26 protein-coding genes are annotated in these 15410 nt (G+C 55.8%); 2 read left to right on the top strand and 24 right to left on the bottom strand.

Translation table 11 applies throughout. The features are described from left to right. Positions 1-297: 297 nt before the first annotated feature. The 12 genes from BM352_RS17880 to rpmC all read right to left on the bottom strand — a co-directional run bounded on the left by BM352_RS17880 (position 298) and on the right by rpmC (position 5388). The gene (locus BM352_RS17880; protein WP_090219674.1) at positions 298-936 is read right to left on the bottom strand and encodes a MarC family protein; all 639 of its coding nucleotides are present in this window, start codon (positions 934-936) and stop codon (positions 298-300) included. Between the two features lie 165 nt (positions 937-1101). Next, positions 1102-1290 carry a 50S ribosomal protein L30 gene (gene rpmD, locus BM352_RS17885; protein ID WP_090219677.1) on the bottom strand — a complete coding sequence of 63 codons (189 nt, stop codon included), beginning with the start codon at positions 1288-1290 and terminating at the stop codon, positions 1102-1104. Positions 1291-1301: 11 nt separating this feature from the next. Next, positions 1302-1874, bottom strand: a complete 573-nt coding sequence (rpsE, locus tag BM352_RS17890) for a 30S ribosomal protein S5 (RefSeq protein ID WP_090219680.1) — start codon at positions 1872-1874, stop codon at positions 1302-1304. A 126-nt stretch (positions 1875-2000) separates the two neighbouring features. Next, positions 2001-2360, bottom strand: coding sequence for a 50S ribosomal protein L18 (rplR, locus tag BM352_RS17895; protein WP_090219683.1), 360 nt, complete (start codon positions 2358-2360; stop codon positions 2001-2003). After that, on the bottom strand, positions 2360-2893 hold the full coding sequence (gene rplF / locus BM352_RS17900) for a 50S ribosomal protein L6 (protein WP_089947407.1): 534 nt from the start codon (positions 2891-2893) through the stop codon (positions 2360-2362). Before rplF ends, rplR begins: the two co-directional genes overlap by 1 nt. Positions 2894-2905: 12 nt before the next feature. Next, positions 2906-3298 (bottom strand): 30S ribosomal protein S8, encoded by a 393-nt coding sequence (gene rpsH / locus BM352_RS17905; RefSeq protein WP_090219686.1) that lies wholly within the window; start codon positions 3296-3298, stop codon positions 2906-2908. Positions 3299-3313: 15 nt separating this feature from the next. After that, entirely contained in the window at positions 3314-3619 is a 306-nt protein-coding gene (gene rpsN, locus BM352_RS17910; RefSeq protein ID WP_073142245.1) for a 30S ribosomal protein S14, read from the bottom strand. A gap of 19 nt (positions 3620-3638) precedes the next feature. Beyond that, a complete protein-coding gene (gene rplE, locus BM352_RS17915; protein WP_090219690.1) occupies positions 3639-4202 on the bottom strand; it encodes a 50S ribosomal protein L5 in 564 nt (187 codons plus the stop codon). After that, positions 4202-4507: a 50S ribosomal protein L24 gene (gene rplX / locus BM352_RS17920; RefSeq protein ID WP_090219693.1), complete on the bottom strand. Its 306-nt coding sequence runs from the start codon at positions 4505-4507 to the stop codon at positions 4202-4204. The genes rplE and rplX overlap by 1 nt, the downstream gene beginning before the upstream one ends. A gap of 1 nt (position 4508) precedes the next feature. Continuing rightward, positions 4509-4877: a 50S ribosomal protein L14 gene (rplN, locus tag BM352_RS17925; RefSeq protein ID WP_025045929.1), complete on the bottom strand. Its 369-nt coding sequence runs from the start codon at positions 4875-4877 to the stop codon at positions 4509-4511. Between the two features lie 70 nt (positions 4878-4947). Next, on the bottom strand, positions 4948-5178 hold the full coding sequence (gene rpsQ / locus BM352_RS17930) for a 30S ribosomal protein S17 (protein ID WP_090219696.1): 231 nt from the start codon (positions 5176-5178) through the stop codon (positions 4948-4950). A 3-nt stretch (positions 5179-5181) separates the two neighbouring features. Continuing rightward, entirely contained in the window at positions 5182-5388 is a 207-nt protein-coding gene (rpmC, locus tag BM352_RS17935) for a 50S ribosomal protein L29 (protein WP_090219698.1), read from the bottom strand. A 258-nt stretch (positions 5389-5646) separates the two neighbouring features. Between rpmC and BM352_RS17940 the strand changes: the two genes are divergently transcribed. Both BM352_RS17940 and BM352_RS17945 read left to right on the top strand, forming a co-directional pair. Beyond that, positions 5647-6024 (top strand): hypothetical protein, encoded by a 378-nt coding sequence (locus BM352_RS17940; protein ID WP_090219700.1) that lies wholly within the window; start codon positions 5647-5649, stop codon positions 6022-6024. 91 nt (positions 6025-6115) lie between these two features. Next, entirely contained in the window at positions 6116-6736 is a 621-nt protein-coding gene (locus BM352_RS17945; protein WP_090219702.1) for a TIGR02466 family protein, read from the top strand. A gap of 9 nt (positions 6737-6745) precedes the next feature. Here BM352_RS17945 and BM352_RS17950 read toward each other — a convergent pair whose 3' ends face one another. The 12 genes from BM352_RS17950 to tuf form a co-directional block, all read right to left on the bottom strand. Further along, a complete protein-coding gene (locus BM352_RS17950) occupies positions 6746-7441 on the bottom strand; it encodes a hypothetical protein (RefSeq protein WP_090219705.1) in 696 nt (231 codons plus the stop codon). Between the two features lie 196 nt (positions 7442-7637). After that, the gene (gene rplP, locus BM352_RS17955; RefSeq protein ID WP_090219707.1) at positions 7638-8051 is read right to left on the bottom strand and encodes a 50S ribosomal protein L16; all 414 of its coding nucleotides are present in this window, start codon (positions 8049-8051) and stop codon (positions 7638-7640) included. Positions 8052-8065: 14 nt separating this feature from the next. Then, positions 8066-8773, bottom strand: a complete 708-nt coding sequence (gene rpsC / locus BM352_RS17960; protein ID WP_090219710.1) for a 30S ribosomal protein S3 — start codon at positions 8771-8773, stop codon at positions 8066-8068. Next, on the bottom strand, positions 8773-9153 hold the full coding sequence (rplV, locus tag BM352_RS17965) for a 50S ribosomal protein L22 (RefSeq protein WP_090219712.1): 381 nt from the start codon (positions 9151-9153) through the stop codon (positions 8773-8775). Before rplV ends, rpsC begins: the two co-directional genes overlap by 1 nt. Positions 9154-9156: 3 nt before the next feature. Next, positions 9157-9435 (bottom strand): 30S ribosomal protein S19, encoded by a 279-nt coding sequence (gene rpsS, locus BM352_RS17970; protein ID WP_090219715.1) that lies wholly within the window; start codon positions 9433-9435, stop codon positions 9157-9159. 3 nt (positions 9436-9438) lie between these two features. After that, the gene (rplB, locus tag BM352_RS17975) at positions 9439-10281 is read right to left on the bottom strand and encodes a 50S ribosomal protein L2 (protein ID WP_090219717.1); all 843 of its coding nucleotides are present in this window, start codon (positions 10279-10281) and stop codon (positions 9439-9441) included. Positions 10282-11192: 911 nt separating this feature from the next. After that, positions 11193-11705, bottom strand: a complete 513-nt coding sequence (locus tag BM352_RS17980) for a hypothetical protein (RefSeq protein WP_090219720.1) — start codon at positions 11703-11705, stop codon at positions 11193-11195. 130 nt (positions 11706-11835) lie between these two features. Further along, positions 11836-12132 (bottom strand): 50S ribosomal protein L23, encoded by a 297-nt coding sequence (locus tag BM352_RS17985; RefSeq protein ID WP_090219722.1) that lies wholly within the window; start codon positions 12130-12132, stop codon positions 11836-11838. After that, complete coding sequence (rplD, locus tag BM352_RS17990; RefSeq protein WP_090219724.1) at positions 12129-12749, bottom strand: 50S ribosomal protein L4; 621 nt, start codon at positions 12747-12749, stop codon at positions 12129-12131. Before rplD ends, BM352_RS17985 begins: the two co-directional genes overlap by 4 nt. Continuing rightward, positions 12739-13587, bottom strand: coding sequence for a 50S ribosomal protein L3 (rplC, locus tag BM352_RS17995; RefSeq protein ID WP_090219726.1), 849 nt, complete (start codon positions 13585-13587; stop codon positions 12739-12741). Before rplC ends, rplD begins: the two co-directional genes overlap by 11 nt. A 13-nt stretch (positions 13588-13600) precedes the next feature. Next, the gene (gene rpsJ / locus BM352_RS18000) at positions 13601-13912 is read right to left on the bottom strand and encodes a 30S ribosomal protein S10 (protein ID WP_021101968.1); all 312 of its coding nucleotides are present in this window, start codon (positions 13910-13912) and stop codon (positions 13601-13603) included. A 322-nt stretch (positions 13913-14234) separates the two neighbouring features. Further along, positions 14235-15410: elongation factor Tu (gene tuf / locus BM352_RS18005; RefSeq protein WP_090219728.1), on the bottom strand; the 1176-nt coding region annotated here is incomplete at its 5' end.

Genomic DNA, 15410 nt, shown 5'->3' on the forward strand with positions numbered 1-15410 from the left:
CTTGTTTATGAGTCGGACCTGTAGCAGGCCACCGGCGGGCTATAAACCGCCCCGCCACGCGTTGCAAGGGTTGGCTTACCCCTTGGTCGCCGTCTGACGCAAGTAGTCGGTCCAGCAAGGCGCAGGATCAGATTTCAGAATGGCTATGATGCGCGGCCCGAAAGCTTTGAGCAGGATGAGAGCGGTCATGTTGGTTTAGTTCCAGTTGAAGTGCGAATGTTAGCGCGCTCACTATGCCTCCCCCTCCTCCATCGCCATGTCTAAATAGGAATGTCAGGATTGATGCAATTGCATGGGTCAGCCCGGAACTGAGAAAAGTCCAAGAGTCTCAAACCCGTTTAACACCGAATCGACCGCGACAGTCGCTAAAATCATTCCCATTACACGGCTGATAACATCCGCGCCTGTGGTTCCGATAACCTTCTTAAGCCGCGCGGCCAACAGCAGCAGTAGCAAGGTAAATAACAAGACTATCCCAAGCACTCCGGCTGTAACCACTTGATCGGAAATTGAGTTTCTATTGTTATCTGTCAAGATCACAATTGCCAGCATCGCCCCCGGTGACGCGATGGAAGGAATGGCCAATGGGTACACCGCGCCAGACAGATCCGTATGTTCGGCCTCTTCGATCTCACGTGCAGGTTTAGAGGCGCCGAAAATCATAGTCAGCGCAAACAAGAACAGGATGATGCCCCCTGCAATCTGGAAAGACCCAAGCCGCAAGCCTATCGCTTCTATTACCAACTGCCCTGCAATCAGAAAGAAATAGAGCACCAATGCTGCGACCAACACCGCCCGGATAGCAAACTTCCAGTGAAACCGTGCGGCAACTGAGGATGTTGCGAAATAGAAGACAGGCAACGAGCCAATCGGGTCCACGACAACGAAAAGTGTGATGAACTCTCGGATAAGCTGGGCTGAATTGATCTCGAACATGGCGCTGCATTAGCAGCCCAGCCAAACTCTGCGCAATGGCACCCCGACGCAAGCACCCTGCTTTCGACGCACATTTCTGTGTGCCTGCATTCCACAATGCAAAAACGCCCCACTTTTCAGCGAGGCGTTTCAATTTTCAAGCCAACGAATTGCTTCGTTTAAAGCTTAGCCGCGCTCTTCGACGATCTCGACGAGGTGCGGGATGCTTTCGACCATGCCGCGCACGGAAGGTGTATCTTCCAGCTCGCGGGTTTTGTGCATCTTGTTCAGGCCCAAGCCAACCAGCGTAGCACGCTGTTTTTGTGGGCGACGGATTGGCGAGCCAATCTGCTTTACGACGATAGTTTTAGCCATTGATCAGCTCCTTACGCTTCAGCTTCGGCCGGTGCGGCCTCAGCAGCAGGGGCGTCCGACTTCAGGATGTCAGCCACTTTCTTACCACGACGCTGCGCGACCATACGTGGGGAAGCTTCTTTGACGAGGCCGTCCAGCGTAGCGCGGATCATGTTGTAAGGGTTCTGCGAACCGATGGACTTCGCAACAACGTCTTGCACGCCGAGCATCTCGAACACAGCACGCATTGGACCACCGGCGATGATACCAGTACCTTGTGGTGCAGTACGCATCACAACTTTGCCAGCGCCATGACGGCCAGCGACATCGTGGTGCAACGTGCGGCCTTCGCGCAGTGGAACGCGGATCATTTGGCGCTTGGCTTGCTCGGTAGCCTTGCGGATGGCCTCTGGGACCTCTTTCGCTTTACCTTTACCGAAGCCTACGCGGCCTTTTTGGTCGCCCACAACGACAAGGGCTGCGAAGCCGAAGCGCTTACCACCTTTAACCGTCTTGGAGACACGGTTGATTGCAACGAGGCGATCTGCGAATTCGGGGGTTTCATCCCGATCGCGACGACCGCGGTTTCCTGGTTCTCTTGCCATTGGGCAAATCCTTTATTTCCTGCGCCGAAGCGCTGTTTTGTTCAATCGCAGTGGGCCAAAGCCCCCCGATCATCGAGGCCACAAGACCTGCAAAAATGGGCGCCCCCAAAAGGAGCGCCCAAAGACTTAGATTTTCAGACCAGCTTCACGGGCGGCTTCGGCCAAGGCCTTCACCTTACCGTGGAAGAGAAAACCGCCACGGTCGAAGTAAGCCTCGGTCACGCCAGCTTTCTTGGCGCGTTCCGCAATAGCGGCCCCGACTTTAGCAGCAGCTTCAACGTTGTTTTTGCCAACTACGCCCAGATCCTTCTCGAGAGAAGAAGCCGAAGCCAAAGTTACGCCGTTAACGTCGTCGATCAGCTGAACACTGATGTTCTTGTTGGAGCGGTGCACCGACAGGCGAGGACGCCCGGCGTTGACCTTGCGAAGCTTGTTCCGAACGCGCAGGCGGCGTTTGATGAACAAATCACGTTTCGTGTTAGCCATTACTTCTTCTTCCCTTCTTTGCGGAAGACGAACTCGCCTTTGTAGCGGATGCCTTTGCCTTTGTAAGGCTCTGGCTTGCGCCATGCGCGGATGTTGGCAGCCACTTGGCCGACAACTTGCTCGTCAATCCCCTCGATGGTGATCTCGGTGGGCTTGGCAGCCACAACCGTTACACCTTCAGGCACTTCGTAAACAACGTCATGCGACAGGCCGAGGTTCAGCTTCAGATTTTTGCCTTCCATCGCGGCGCGGTAACCCACACCTTGGATCTCAAGCTCTTTCTTGAAGCCGTCCGTCACGCCGGTGACCAAGTTTGCGACCATCGTGCGGCTCATGCCCCACTGCTGGCGCGCGCGCTTGGAGGAGCCGCGAGGCGTGATGGTCACTACGTTGTCTTCGACAGCGAGGGTCACATCATCGGTGGCTTTGAAGGTACGGACGCCCTTAGGGCCCTTAACTTCGATGGTCTGGCCAGAGACGGACGCGGTCACGCCGGAGGGCAGATCGACTGGTTTTTTACCAATACGAGACATAACTGGCGCTCCTTAGAAGACCGTGCAAAGCACTTCGCCGCCAACATTCTGGCTGCGAGCGTTCGCGTCCGACATCACACCGCGTGGTGTGCTGACAATCGACACGCCCAAGCCCTGACGGACCACTGGGATGTCATCGGCGCCCATGTAAACGCGACGACCGGGTTTGGAGACCCGCTTCAGTTCGCGAATGACAGGAGTGCCTTCGTAATACTTCAGCTCGATGTTCAAAGCCGGGTGACCGTCTTTGCCCGTCGTCTTCTCGTAGCCACGGATGTAGCCCTCGTCGACAAGCACATCCAGAACCCAAGCACGAAGCTTGGACGCCGGTGTCTCAACGGTGGCTTTGCCGCGCAACTGCGAGTTGCGAATGCGGGTGAGCATATCTGCGATAGGATCGTTCATAATCTAATGCCCTCCTTACCAGCTGGACTTAACCATGCCGGGGATCAGGCCAGCAGAGCCCAAGTCCCGCAACATGATCCGGGAAATCTTCAGCTTACGGTAGTAAGCGTGAGGACGGCCGGTCAGTTGGCAGCGGTTGTGCAAACGGGTCGCCGAGCTATTGCGCGGCAGTTCAGCCAGTTTCAGACGCGCTTTGAAACGCTCTTCCATCGGCTTCTCTTGGTCGTTTGCGATTGCGAGCAGAGCGGCACGTTTAGCGGCGTATTTCTTCACCAGCTTTTCGCGCTTCTTCTCGCGTTCGATCATTGCTTTTTTAGCCATGTCTAATTCCCTCCAGCGATCAGCTGTTGAAAGGCATGTTGAAAGCTTTCAACAGGCTCTTTGCTTCAGCGTCGGTGGTTGCGGTGGTGCAGATTACGATGTCCAGGCCCCAGGCCTCATCGATCTTGTCGAAGTCGATTTCAGGAAACACGATGTGTTCCTTCATGCCCATGGCGTAGTTGCCACGGCCATCGAACGACTTGCCAGGCACGCCGCGGAAGTCACGGATGCGAGGCATTGCGATGGTGATCAGACGATCAAGGAATTCGTACATGCGCTCACCGCGCAGAGTCACCTTGGCACCGACCGGCATATCTTCACGCAGACGGAAGCCCGCGATCGATTTTTTGGCACGGGTAACCATGGCTTTCTGACCTGCAATGGCGGTCAGATCGGCAGCAGCGCCCGCAGGCTTCTTGCTGTCTTTCACGGCCGCGCGACCAGCACCGATATTGAGAACGATTTTCTCAAGGCGCGGGATCTGCATGTCGTTTTTATAGCCGAATTCTTCTTTCATGGCGGCACGGATCGTGTCGGCATAAGCAGTCTTCAGGCGCGGGGTGTAGTTTGCTTGGTCAAGCATTAGATCACGTCCCCTGTTGTCTTCGCAAAACGCACTTTCTTGTCGCCGTCCATTTTGAAGCCCACGCGGGTGGCCTTACCATTGGAGTCGATCAAAGCGAGGTTGCTCAGTTGGATAGGCATCGCCTGTGGCACGCGGCCACCTTGGTTGTTCTGGCTTTGCTTCACGTGACGGATGGCGATGTTGACGCCTTCCACGATTGCTTTACCGGTCTTCGGGTTCACGGAGGCGATAGTGCCTTCTTTGCCCTTGTCTTTGCCGGTCAGCACGACGATCTTGTCGCCTTTTTTCAGTTTAGCAGCCATATCACAGCACCTCCGGGGCGAGCGAGATGATTTTCATGAAGTTTTTGCCGCGCAGTTCGCGAACCACTGGGCCAAAGATACGGGTACCAACAGGCTCGTTGTTGTTATTCAGAATAACAGCTGCGTTACGGTCGAAGCGGATGGCGGTGCCATCGTCGCGACGAACTTCTTTGGCGGTGCGCACAACGACAGCCTTGCGGACGTCGCCTTTTTTCACGCGGCCGCGTGGGATGGCTTCCTTAACCGAAACGACGATGATGTCGCCGACGGATGCGTATTTACGCTTGGAACCACCCAAAACCTTGATGCACTGAACACGGCGAGCGCCGCTGTTGTCAGCTACATCCAGGTTGGTCTGCATCTGGATCATTTGATGTCTCCCGACCTTTGGGGACCGATGCCTCGGCCCCAGGGTTTCGAATTAAATCGAAAAGCTATCGTTAAGCGACGATAACTTCCCAACGTTTGGTTTTGGACTTCGGCGCGCATTCTTGAATGCGAACGGCGTCGCCCACGTTGAACGTGTTGTTCTCGTCGTGAGCCCGGTATTTCTTGGACTTACGGATCGTCTTCTTCAGAACGGGGTGGCGAAAGCGACGCTCAACGGAAACGGTAACCGTTTGCTCGTTTTGGTTGCTGGTGACGGTGCCTGTCAGGATACGTTTGGGCATCTATCAAGCCTCCCCAGCGGCCGCGCGGGCCTTTTCGTTCAGAATAGTTTTCACACGTGCTGCGCCGCGTTTGACTTCGCGCATACGTGCAGTGTTTTCAAGTTGGCCGGTGGCCTGTTGGAAGCGCAGGTTAAAGGCTTCCTTTTTCAGTGCGACAAGCTCTTCATTGAGCTGGTCAGCAGTCTTCTCGCGAAGCTCGCTGGCGTTCATAGCCGTTTCCTTCTTTCAAACACTGGAGAGCCCTGAGTGCAGAACACACGCGGTCACCCTGATTCCAGTGGAGTGGTGTAGAAGCCGTGCGTTTAGGGGGTTTGAGAGGAGTTGGCAAGCCCTCTCGCCAACTTTAGGAACCAAGAGGATTTTCTGGAATGATCTAGTCAGACCCGCCTCTGCAAAATGCCCAAATTTGCTCAAATGCGTCAGCTGAAGTACCGTAAAGGGACAAAATGTAAAGGGGGGACTTCTGATATGACATCGACGATATTCAAGACTGTAGTGATCCTGATTGCCGGAACCGCCGCGCTTGGCGTCTCCGGCTGCGAAGTTATCGGTCCAAAAACTCTCGATGAAGCGCAGCGCGACGACTTTGGGAAGCAATACTCGCCGGGCTCGAAGGTCCGGGAAATCCAGGTCGGCGGCCAGTACTACACTGTATACCGCCGCGAGTCCGAAAACTTCGGCGCAGGCTCCAAAGCGAAGGGCGTGGATTACACGGTCAATGTCAAAGGAAGCGTCTTAGCGTGTGATGGTCTCGAAAACACCGTGGAGCAATGTATCAAAGATTTTGAGAAACGCATTCCACGGCAACTCTTCGAAATCAGTGCTCGAGAAGAGAGCAGCATGTAACGGCCAGATGCGCGGCCTCCGAACAATTTGGAAGCTGCCCGACGGCATGGTCTCGCTTGCCCGCGCTACGAAGTGGGGATAACACCTTTCTATGCCTAATATATCGTCCCTCTTCGTGACCCGCCTCTACCAAGCCCGCCTTGCCGATCACGGCAAACCCATCGACGCGGAGGAGTTGGAGGATAACTGCCTTGGCATCGCCGAAGATGACGAAGCCGGTCAGGACTGGTGTGAAGAGAATGGCTATGCGGGCTACACCAGCTATGCCTCACTAACGGACCTTCCGTGGCGCTCGCCGATCGTCAAGGAACTGGTGAAAGTGCTCGACAAACATGTGGCAGACTTCGCCAAGGATTTGCAGTTCGATCTGGACGGACGAAAACTGAAGCTGGAAGACATCTGGATCAATATCCTGCCCCAAGGCGGCATTCACACATCACACATCCATCCGCATTCGGTCATTTCCGGCACTACCTATGTGGCCATGCCCTCCGGCGCGTCAGCCATCAAGTTCGAGGACCCTCGGTCCCAAATGATGATGGCAGCCCCTACCCGCCTGAAAGATGCCCGCGAGGAGATGCGGCAATTCATCTACGTTGCGCCCGAGGTCGGTGATGTCCTGCTGTGGGAAAGCTTCCTGCGGCATGAGGTGCCGATGAATATGGCCGAGGATGATCGGATATCGGTGAGCTTCAATTATCGGTGGGACTAACGCGACGCCTTAGTTCACGAGAAAGGCACGTGTCCGACAACCTGCAGTATCGGTGATTTCCATGACTTGGCCGTCAGGAGAGAGTTGACCGTGGGCCGTCTCGTAAGAGTAGTCCGACCATTGAATGTCAGAGCGCACATTGCTGCCAGAGACGGTGGACTGGAATTGGCCCGTCAGCCCCAAGCTCGAATAAGCTTGGCCTGCATATTGCGTATCGCTAACCCGCTGCATTTGAAATTCACCCTGAACTGGCACGTTGCTGAACCCATTGGGACAAGTGCCGGTGTAGCTCCAAGTGCCAGACAGGTCGTAGCCTAGGCGAGCCACTTGGCGACCGCTATCGCCGCCGCCATCTGTACTCGACAGATCAAGCTTCTCGATGAAGAACTTTGTCATATCCTGACGACAATCACGGGTACTCTTAAGCTCATTCGCCAACTCATCCCGCACCACGTTGTCATACTCCGCGCCAGAGGTTTTGGCAGTTCCCTCAATCCCCGCATCAACAAAATTGCTGAAAAGTCCGCGCACTTTAGCTTGAGCCGTACCAGACAACTCAAAATCCGATTTGGAGCCAGCTCGCTGATACTCGCCGCAAACTTCTCGGGCCAATGCCACAACCTCTCGCAGAGCCTTGGGATCAGCCGCCAGCGAAGGAGACGCTAGAAAATAGAAAGCCGTTAAAACGAACAAGATGATACGCATACCAATAACCTTCTCGCTAAATGAGACGAGTGTAGCAGAAAGTGGAGATTGCGGCAAAGGCGGGAGTTTAGACGCCCCATGCGCGTCACGTTACTACCTGATTTGAGATAGCTTGGCTGAATAAAGAAGAAAACCCCCGCCGATTTCTCAGCGGGGGCTTTTTTTGATTTCAACCGTGGCGCAATGCGCGACGGGATTACCAGTCCTCGCGGACCACGACGCGTGTTTTGATCGGCAGCTTCATCGCGGCAAGGCGCAGGGCTTCACGTGCGATGGAGTCAGCCACGCCGTCAATCTCGAACATCATACGGCCTGGTTTGACCTTACATGCCCAAAAGTCCACGGACCCTTTACCCTTACCCATACGAACTTCGACGGGCTTAGAGGTCACTGGAGTGTCAGGGAAGATACGGATCCATACACGGCCTTGACGCTTCATGTGGCGCGTCATGGCACGACGGGCAGCTTCGATCTGGCGCGCAGTGATACGCTCAGGCTCAGTTGCCTTCAGGCCGTAAGTGCCAAAGTTCAGGTCAGACCCGCCCTTTGCTTCACCCTTGATCCGGCCTTTGTGGATCTTGCGGAATTTAGTACGCTTTGGTTGCAGCATTGTTCATGCCCCCCTTAGCGACGGCCGCCTGCACCGCGAGGTGCTGGGCCGTCTTGGAGTTCCTGTTGCTTACGGTCACGCGCTTGTGGATCGTGCTCCATGATCTCGCCTTTGAAGATCCAGGTTTTGATCCCGATGATGCCATAGGCGGTCATCGCTTCAACGTGTGCGTAATCGATGTCGGCACGCAGGGTGTGCAAAGGCACGCGGCCTTCACGATACCATTCGGTCCGCGCAATCTCGGCACCGCCAAGGCGGCCAGCGAGGTTCACACGAATGCCGAGGGCACCCATACGCATGGCGTTCTGCACGGCACGCTTCATAGCGCGACGGAAGGACACCCGACGTTCCAGCTGCTGGGCGATGGACTCGCCAACTAGTGCTGCGTCCAGTTCAGGCTTGCGGACCTCAACGATGTTGAGGTGTAGCTCGCTCTCGGTGAACGCGGCCAGCTTACGACGCAGGCCTTCAATATCGGCGCCTTTTTTGCCGATGATGACGCCCGGGCGTGCTGTGTGGATCGTAACGCGGCACTTCTTGTGAGGGCGTTCGATGATCACACGGCTGATGCCGGCTTGCTTGCACTCTTCTTTGATGAATTCGCGCATGCGGATATCTTCCAGAAGAAGATTGCCGAAGTCTTTGCTCTCAGCGTACCAGCGGCTGTCCCAGGTGCGGTTGACCTGAAGACGCATGCCGATAGGATTTACTTTGTTACCCATTATGCTTGCTCCTCAACTTGGCGCACCTTGATGGTCAGCTCCGAGAATGGCTTGACGATTTTACCAAACCGGCCACGGGCCCGAGGGCGACCGCGCTTCATGGTCAGGTTTTTGCCAACATAGGCCTCGGCCACGATCAGATCATCCACGTCGAGGTTGTGGTTGTTCTCAGCGTTCGCGATGGCGGATTGCAGGCATTTTTTCACGTCGTCAGAGATACGCTTCTTGGAGAAGGTGAGGTCGGCCAGAGCCTTGTCCACTTTCTTGCCACGGATCAGCTGAGCCACGAGGTTCAGTTTCTGCGGGGAAGTACGGAGCATGCGCAGCTTTGCCATTGCTTCGTTATCTGCCACGCGGCGGGGGTTCTTTTCCTTACCCATGGCTTACTTCCTTTTCGCTTTTTTGTCAGCGGCGTGACCGTAATAGGTCCGGGTTGGCGAATACTCACCAAACTTTTGACCGATCATGTCTTCGGACACGTTCACTGGGATGTGCTTCTTGCCGTTGTAGACCCCAAAGGTGAGGCCAACGAACTGAGGCAGGATGGTAGAACGGCGGGACCAGATTTTGATCACATCGTTGCGGCCGCTGTCTTTCGCGGCTTCGGCTTTCTTCAACACATATGCGTCGACGAAGGGGCCTTTCCATACGGAGCGAGACATATCTTAACGTCCCTTCTTCTTGGCGTGACGCGAGCGGATGATCAGCTTCTGCGACGCTTTGTTCTTGTTGCGGGTACGAGCACCTTTGGTCGGCTTGCCCCATGGGGAAACCGGGTGACGACCACCAGAGGTCCGACCTTCACCACCACCGTGAGGGTGGTCGACCGGGTTCATAACAACACCACGCACAGATGGGCGGATGCCCTTGTGACGGTTGCGACCGGCTTTACCGAGGTTCTGGTTGGAGTTGTCTGGGTTCGACACGGCACCAACGGTACACATGCATTCCTGACGGACGAGGCGAAGTTCGCCAGAGCTCAGACGGATCTGAGCGTATCCACCGTCACGCCCCACAAACTGGGCGTAAGTCCCAGCCGCACGGGCGATCTGGCCGCCTTTGCCGGGCTTCAACTCGATGTTGTGGATGATTGTGCCGATTGGCAGGCCCGAGAACGGCATTGCGTTGCCCGGTTTCACGTCGGCCTTGGCCGATGCGATGACGGTGTCACCAACGCCAAGGCGTTGTGGAGCGAGGATATAGGCCTGCTCGCCGTCTTCATATTTCACCAGTGCGATAAACGCGGTCCGGTTCGGGTCATATTCGATCCGTTCAACCGTAGCAGCGACGTCAAATTTCGTCCGCTTGAAGTCAACGATCCGGTAAAGACGCTTGGCGCCCCCACCCTTGCGACGCATCGTGATCCGTCCGGTATTGTTCCGTCCGCCATTCTTGGTCAGACCCTGCGTGAGGGCTTTGACCGGGCGGCCTTTCCAGAGTTCCGAACGGTCGATCAGAACCAACCCACGTTGGCCTGGCGTCGTCGGCTTATACGACTTGAGTGCCATGCTTTCTGTCTTCCGTTTTGAAGCATACAAGGGCAAGCCCCGCAGCGTTAGTTTATAGAGCCCCGAAGGTCTCCGGTTAGATGTCTTTGCAGACGACGACAAAGCCCCAGACGAATCTGGGGCTTGGCCGATGTCGGTGTGTAGGAAAGAGGGGGTGTGGGGTCAAGCGGGAAGTCAGGTTTTCTCAACACTAAAGATCGGCATATTACAAAGAGCCCCCAACCTATTTAACCTCAAGCAGTTTGAAAAAGAATTACTGTTCCCAACAGATGCCGCCGCCAATCGGGCTTAACGCTCCATCATATCCAATAGTTAGATCCAACCAAGTTCCAGCTTCTACACTATCAGCTGGTTGACGCTGAATAGTTTGAATCGCCAAACGTTCGGAATTGTTTGGCTCATTAACCGCCAGCCAAACAGCAGAATCCGAAATTTTTACTACTCGGTACTAACTTCCGCCGTCGCTTCGAATTGCCGTTCCCGCATCAACTTTCACTATAATCTCTATGGGCGCTCGACTTGACCAGCTACATAGAAAAGAAATATCGGTCGCATTCGCAAATGTTGGAATCATCGAAAAAGCTAAAGCACAGACATTCCGCATAGGATTCCTCAATATTGCCAGAATATCATCATCCAACGGGAATTAAGTAGAAGCAAGGATCAGTCTCACCGAACGGGCTCGGAACAAACGGAGGCAACTTCAAGTCGAGCATCGCTGGACCGGGGGATGGCGATCTAACTTCCGTGGACACCACTTTATGGCAGCCGAGCACGTCCTCCCCTTCAAGGTAAAACCAAGCCCAACCAAATCGCCAGCCCGTGGGACGGGCCAGCGATGCTCGGCGCCTGCGGCTTGATTCCTAACAGGGTGGCTCGGTTAGATCGCGTACATCTTGGAGCCGATTTTGCTATCGGCTTTCAAGGAAGTCGTAGGCTTCAAGTATGGTCGAGGCCAGCCCCTCAAAGAAGCCCGCGACAGTAACGTCGATAAGCCCCGCCGCAGGGATCATGTCATCGGCGATGGCCTCATCAGCAGGTTTGACCACCACAAAGCTGCGACGCGCCTCCAGCAGCTCGCGATAACTGGCACCTTTTCCGTGCTTTAGGACGTTGATCGCAAGGTAGTACTGGTGAAGCCTGTCCGCCAGGTCAGGGTAACCTTCCTCCAACAGCAGCGATTTCAATTTGCGCGAAAACGGACCGCGTTTGAAATTATGCTGCATCCGCGCCTCGAAGGCCGAGAATAGATCAACGGCCACCGCCTCAAGCGCCACGGTTGCGTCGCGCAGCTCTTCGGCTTGGGTGATCCTACCGTCTTGGCCACCCATCTGTGCCAGCACCTCTGATATCCAGTCTTGAGGGGTCTTCGCCGTGTCCAGTGCCGCGGCGACCAATTCAGGTACGCTCAGTGAAGCTTCCATGGTGCATTCTCCTCAAGAAATAACCCCGCGTTCATGAGGCGGCAGAGACGGTGACTATACCCGCCCGAAATATAAAAAGCCCCGATCGCATTGTGCGAGCCGGGGCTTTCAAATCTATTGTGTACCGGACTTACAGACCGGTGGAGACGTCGATCGTGTTACCCTCTTCGAGAGTAACATAGGCCTTCTTAACGTCTTTACGTTTACCAGGCTGGCCCCGGAAACGTTTGACCTTACCTTTGGTGATGGTGGTGTTCACCGCCTTCACCTTGACGCCGAAGAGTGTTTCCACCGCTTCTTTGATCATTGGCTTGTTTGCTTCGATAGCGACTTCAAACACAACCGCGTTCGCCTCGGAGGCCATGGTGGCCTTCTCGGTGATGATCGGCTTGCGGATCACATCGTAATGCTCAGACTTCGTGCTCATTTCAGGCGAGCCTCCAGTGCTTCGAGACCGGCCTTGGTGATCACCAAGGTGTCGCGTTTCAGGATGTCGAAGACGTTGGCACCCATAGAAGGCAGAACGTCCAGACCAGCGATGTTGCGCGCGGCTTGTGCGAAATCGGTGTTCACTTCCGCACCGTCGATGATCAACGCGCGTTTCCAACCCAGCTCTTTAACCTGTGCGGCCAGTGCTTTGGTTTTCACGTCCTTGATCTCGATGCTGTCGATGATGACCAATTCGCCTGCAACTGCTTTCGCAGACAATGCGTGCATCAGGCCAAGCTTACGAACCTTCTTAGGAAGATCGTGGCCGTGGCTGCGAGGGGTTGGGCCTTTGTAAACACCACCACCGCGGAAGATCGGAGCCGAACGAGCGCCGTGACGTGCGCCACCGGTGCCTTTTTGGCGATAGATCTTCTTGGTCGAGTAGCTAACCTCGGAACGGGTCTTCACCTTGTGGGTACCAGCCTGCGCATTGTTACGCTGCCAGCGGACCACACGGTGCAGGATATCCGCACGGGGCTCCAGGCCGAAGATGGCGTCGTCCAGCTCTACAGAGCCAGCCTTCTTGCCGTCGAGATTGATGGCATCAGCTTTCATCGGACTTGTCTCCTTCAGGGGCTGCATCTGCGGCAGGTGCCTCAGTTTCAGCAGCTTCGATTGCGGCTTGTTCGGCCTCGGCTGCAGCGGCTGCTGCGGCTTCTTCTTCGGCGGCAGCGGCAGCGGCGGCGGCTTCAGCAGCTTTCGCAGCCTCTTTCGCAGCAGACGCCAATGCGGCAGGGAAGATCACGTTTTCGGACAGCGGTTTCTTAACAGCATCTTTAACTGTGACCCAGCCGCCTTTGGAGCCAGGAACAGCGCCTTTGATCATGATCAAACCACGGTCGATGTCGGTCTTAACCACTTGCAGGTTCTGCGTGGTCACCCGAGCAGCACCCATGTGGCCAGCCATTTTCTTGCCTTTGAACACCTTACCAGGGTCCTGACATTGGCCGGTCGAGCCGTGCGAACGGTGAGAGATCGACACACCGTGAGTAGCGCGAAGGCCCCCAAAGTTGTGGCGCTTCATAGCACCCGCGAAACCTTTACCGATCGAAGTGCCGGCAACGTCCACGAATTGACCCTCAAAGTAGTGGGCCGCGATGATTTCTTCACCAACTGGGATCAGGTTCTCTTCAGCTACGCGGAACTCAGCGATCTTGCGCTTAGGCTCCACCTTTGCAGCGGCGAAGTGGCCGCGCATGGCTTTAGAAGTCCGTTTGGCTTTGGCAGTGCCAGCACCGAGCTGAACAGCAGTGTAGCCGTCCTTCTCCATGGTGCGGTTGGCAACCACTTCCAGCTTGTCGAGTTGAAGAACGGTAACAGGAATCTGCTTGCCGTCTTCCATAAAGAGGCGGGTCATGCCGACCTTCTTCGCAATTACACCAGAGCGCAACATTCAGAAGCCCTCCTTAAACCGAGATCTGGACGTCAACGCCAGCGGCGAGGTCGAGCTTCATCAGCGCGTCCACGGTCTGCGGCGTCGGGTCCACGATGTCGAGCAGACGCTTATGCGTGCGGATCTCGAACTGGTCGCGGGATTTCTTGTCCACGTGCGGGCCACGCAGAACGGTGAATTTTTCAATTTTGTTGGGCAAAGGGATCGGACCACGCACGTCAGCGCCAGTGCGCTTTGCGGTGTTTACGATCTCTTGGGTAGATGCATCCAGGACCCGGTAGTCGAACGCCTTCAGGCGGATACGAATGTTTTGGCTAGCAGCCATGACATTTCCCCTTGGATTTGGGGTCTCAACGGATTGGACGAATGTGGCTCATCCACACCCCTCGTCGCGTCGTTATATGTGGAACATAAAGAGGGGCATGCGTGGCATACCCCTGTTCCGTGTGGGTGCTATAGGGGGAGTCGGTCGCGCGCGCAACACCTTTTGCGCAGTTTTCGCGGGACACAAGCTAGGCATATCTCGGAAACTGAACGTAAAAAAAGGCCGCCCCGTTTCGGAGCGGCCTTTTCTAATCATTAACAACCGAGTGGGTTCTCATTGCTCTTGCGAGCAACTGCCACCCACGTGGCGGGAGAACCCGCCGTTACTCGGTGATTTTGGACACAACGCCCGCGCCAACAGTCCGGCCGCCTTCGCGGATAGCAAAGCGCAGGCCTTGCTCCATGGCGATCGGCGCGATCAGCTCGACGTCGAACTTCAGGTTGTCGCCTGGCATAACCATCTCGGTGCCGGATGGCAGCTCAACAGTGCCGGTCACGTCCGTCGTGCGGAAGTAGAACTGTGGGCGGTAGTTGGCGAAGAACGGCGTGTGACGGCCACCCTCTTCCTTGGTCAGGATGTAGGCCTCGGCTTCGAACTTGGTGTGAGGCTTCACGGAACCTGGCTTACACAGAACCTGACCACGCTCGACGCCTTCACGGTCAACGCCGCGCAGCAGCGCGCCGATGTTGTCGCCAGCTTCACCGCGGTCCAGCAGTTTGCGGAACATTTCAACGCCGGTACAGGTGGTCTTCGAGGTGTCGCGGATACCCACGATCTCGATTTCGTCGCCCACGTTGATCACGCCACGCTCGACACGACCGGTCACAACAGTGCCACGGCCAGAGATCGAGAACACGTCCTCGATCGGCATCAGGAACGGCTGGTCAACCGCACGCGCAGGGGTCGGGATGTAGCTGTCGACAGCTTCCATCAGCGCACGGATCGAGTTCTCGCCGATGTCCTCGTCGCGACCTTCAAGAGCGGCCAGAGCCGAACCAGGGATCACAGGAATGTCGTCGCCAGGATACTCGTACGAGGACAGAAGCTCGCGGATTTCCATTTCCACCAGTTCCAGCAGCTCGGCGTCGTCAACCTGGTCAACTTTGTTCATGTAAACGACCATGTAAGGGATACCAACCTGGCGGCCCAGCAGGATGTGCTCACGGGTCTGTGGCATTGGGCCGTCAGCCGCGTTCACAACCAGGATCGCGCCGTCCATTTGCGCCGCACCGGTGATCATGTTTTTGACGTAGTCGGCGTGGCCGGGGCAGTCAACGTGAGCGTAGTGACGTGCTTCGGTTTCGTATTCCACGTGCGCTGTCGAGATCGTGATCCCGCGGGCTTTCTCTTCTGGCGCGCCGTCAATCTGGTCATAGGCTTTGAAGTCGCCAAAGTACTTCGTGATCGCTGCCGTCAACGTCGTCTTGCCGTGGTCAACGTGACCAATCGTGCCGATGTTTACGTGCGGTTTGTTACGTGCAAATTTTTCCTTAGCCAT

Source organism: Litoreibacter janthinus, from assembly GCF_900111945.1.
Taxonomy (GTDB): domain Bacteria; phylum Pseudomonadota; class Alphaproteobacteria; order Rhodobacterales; family Rhodobacteraceae; genus Litoreibacter; species Litoreibacter janthinus.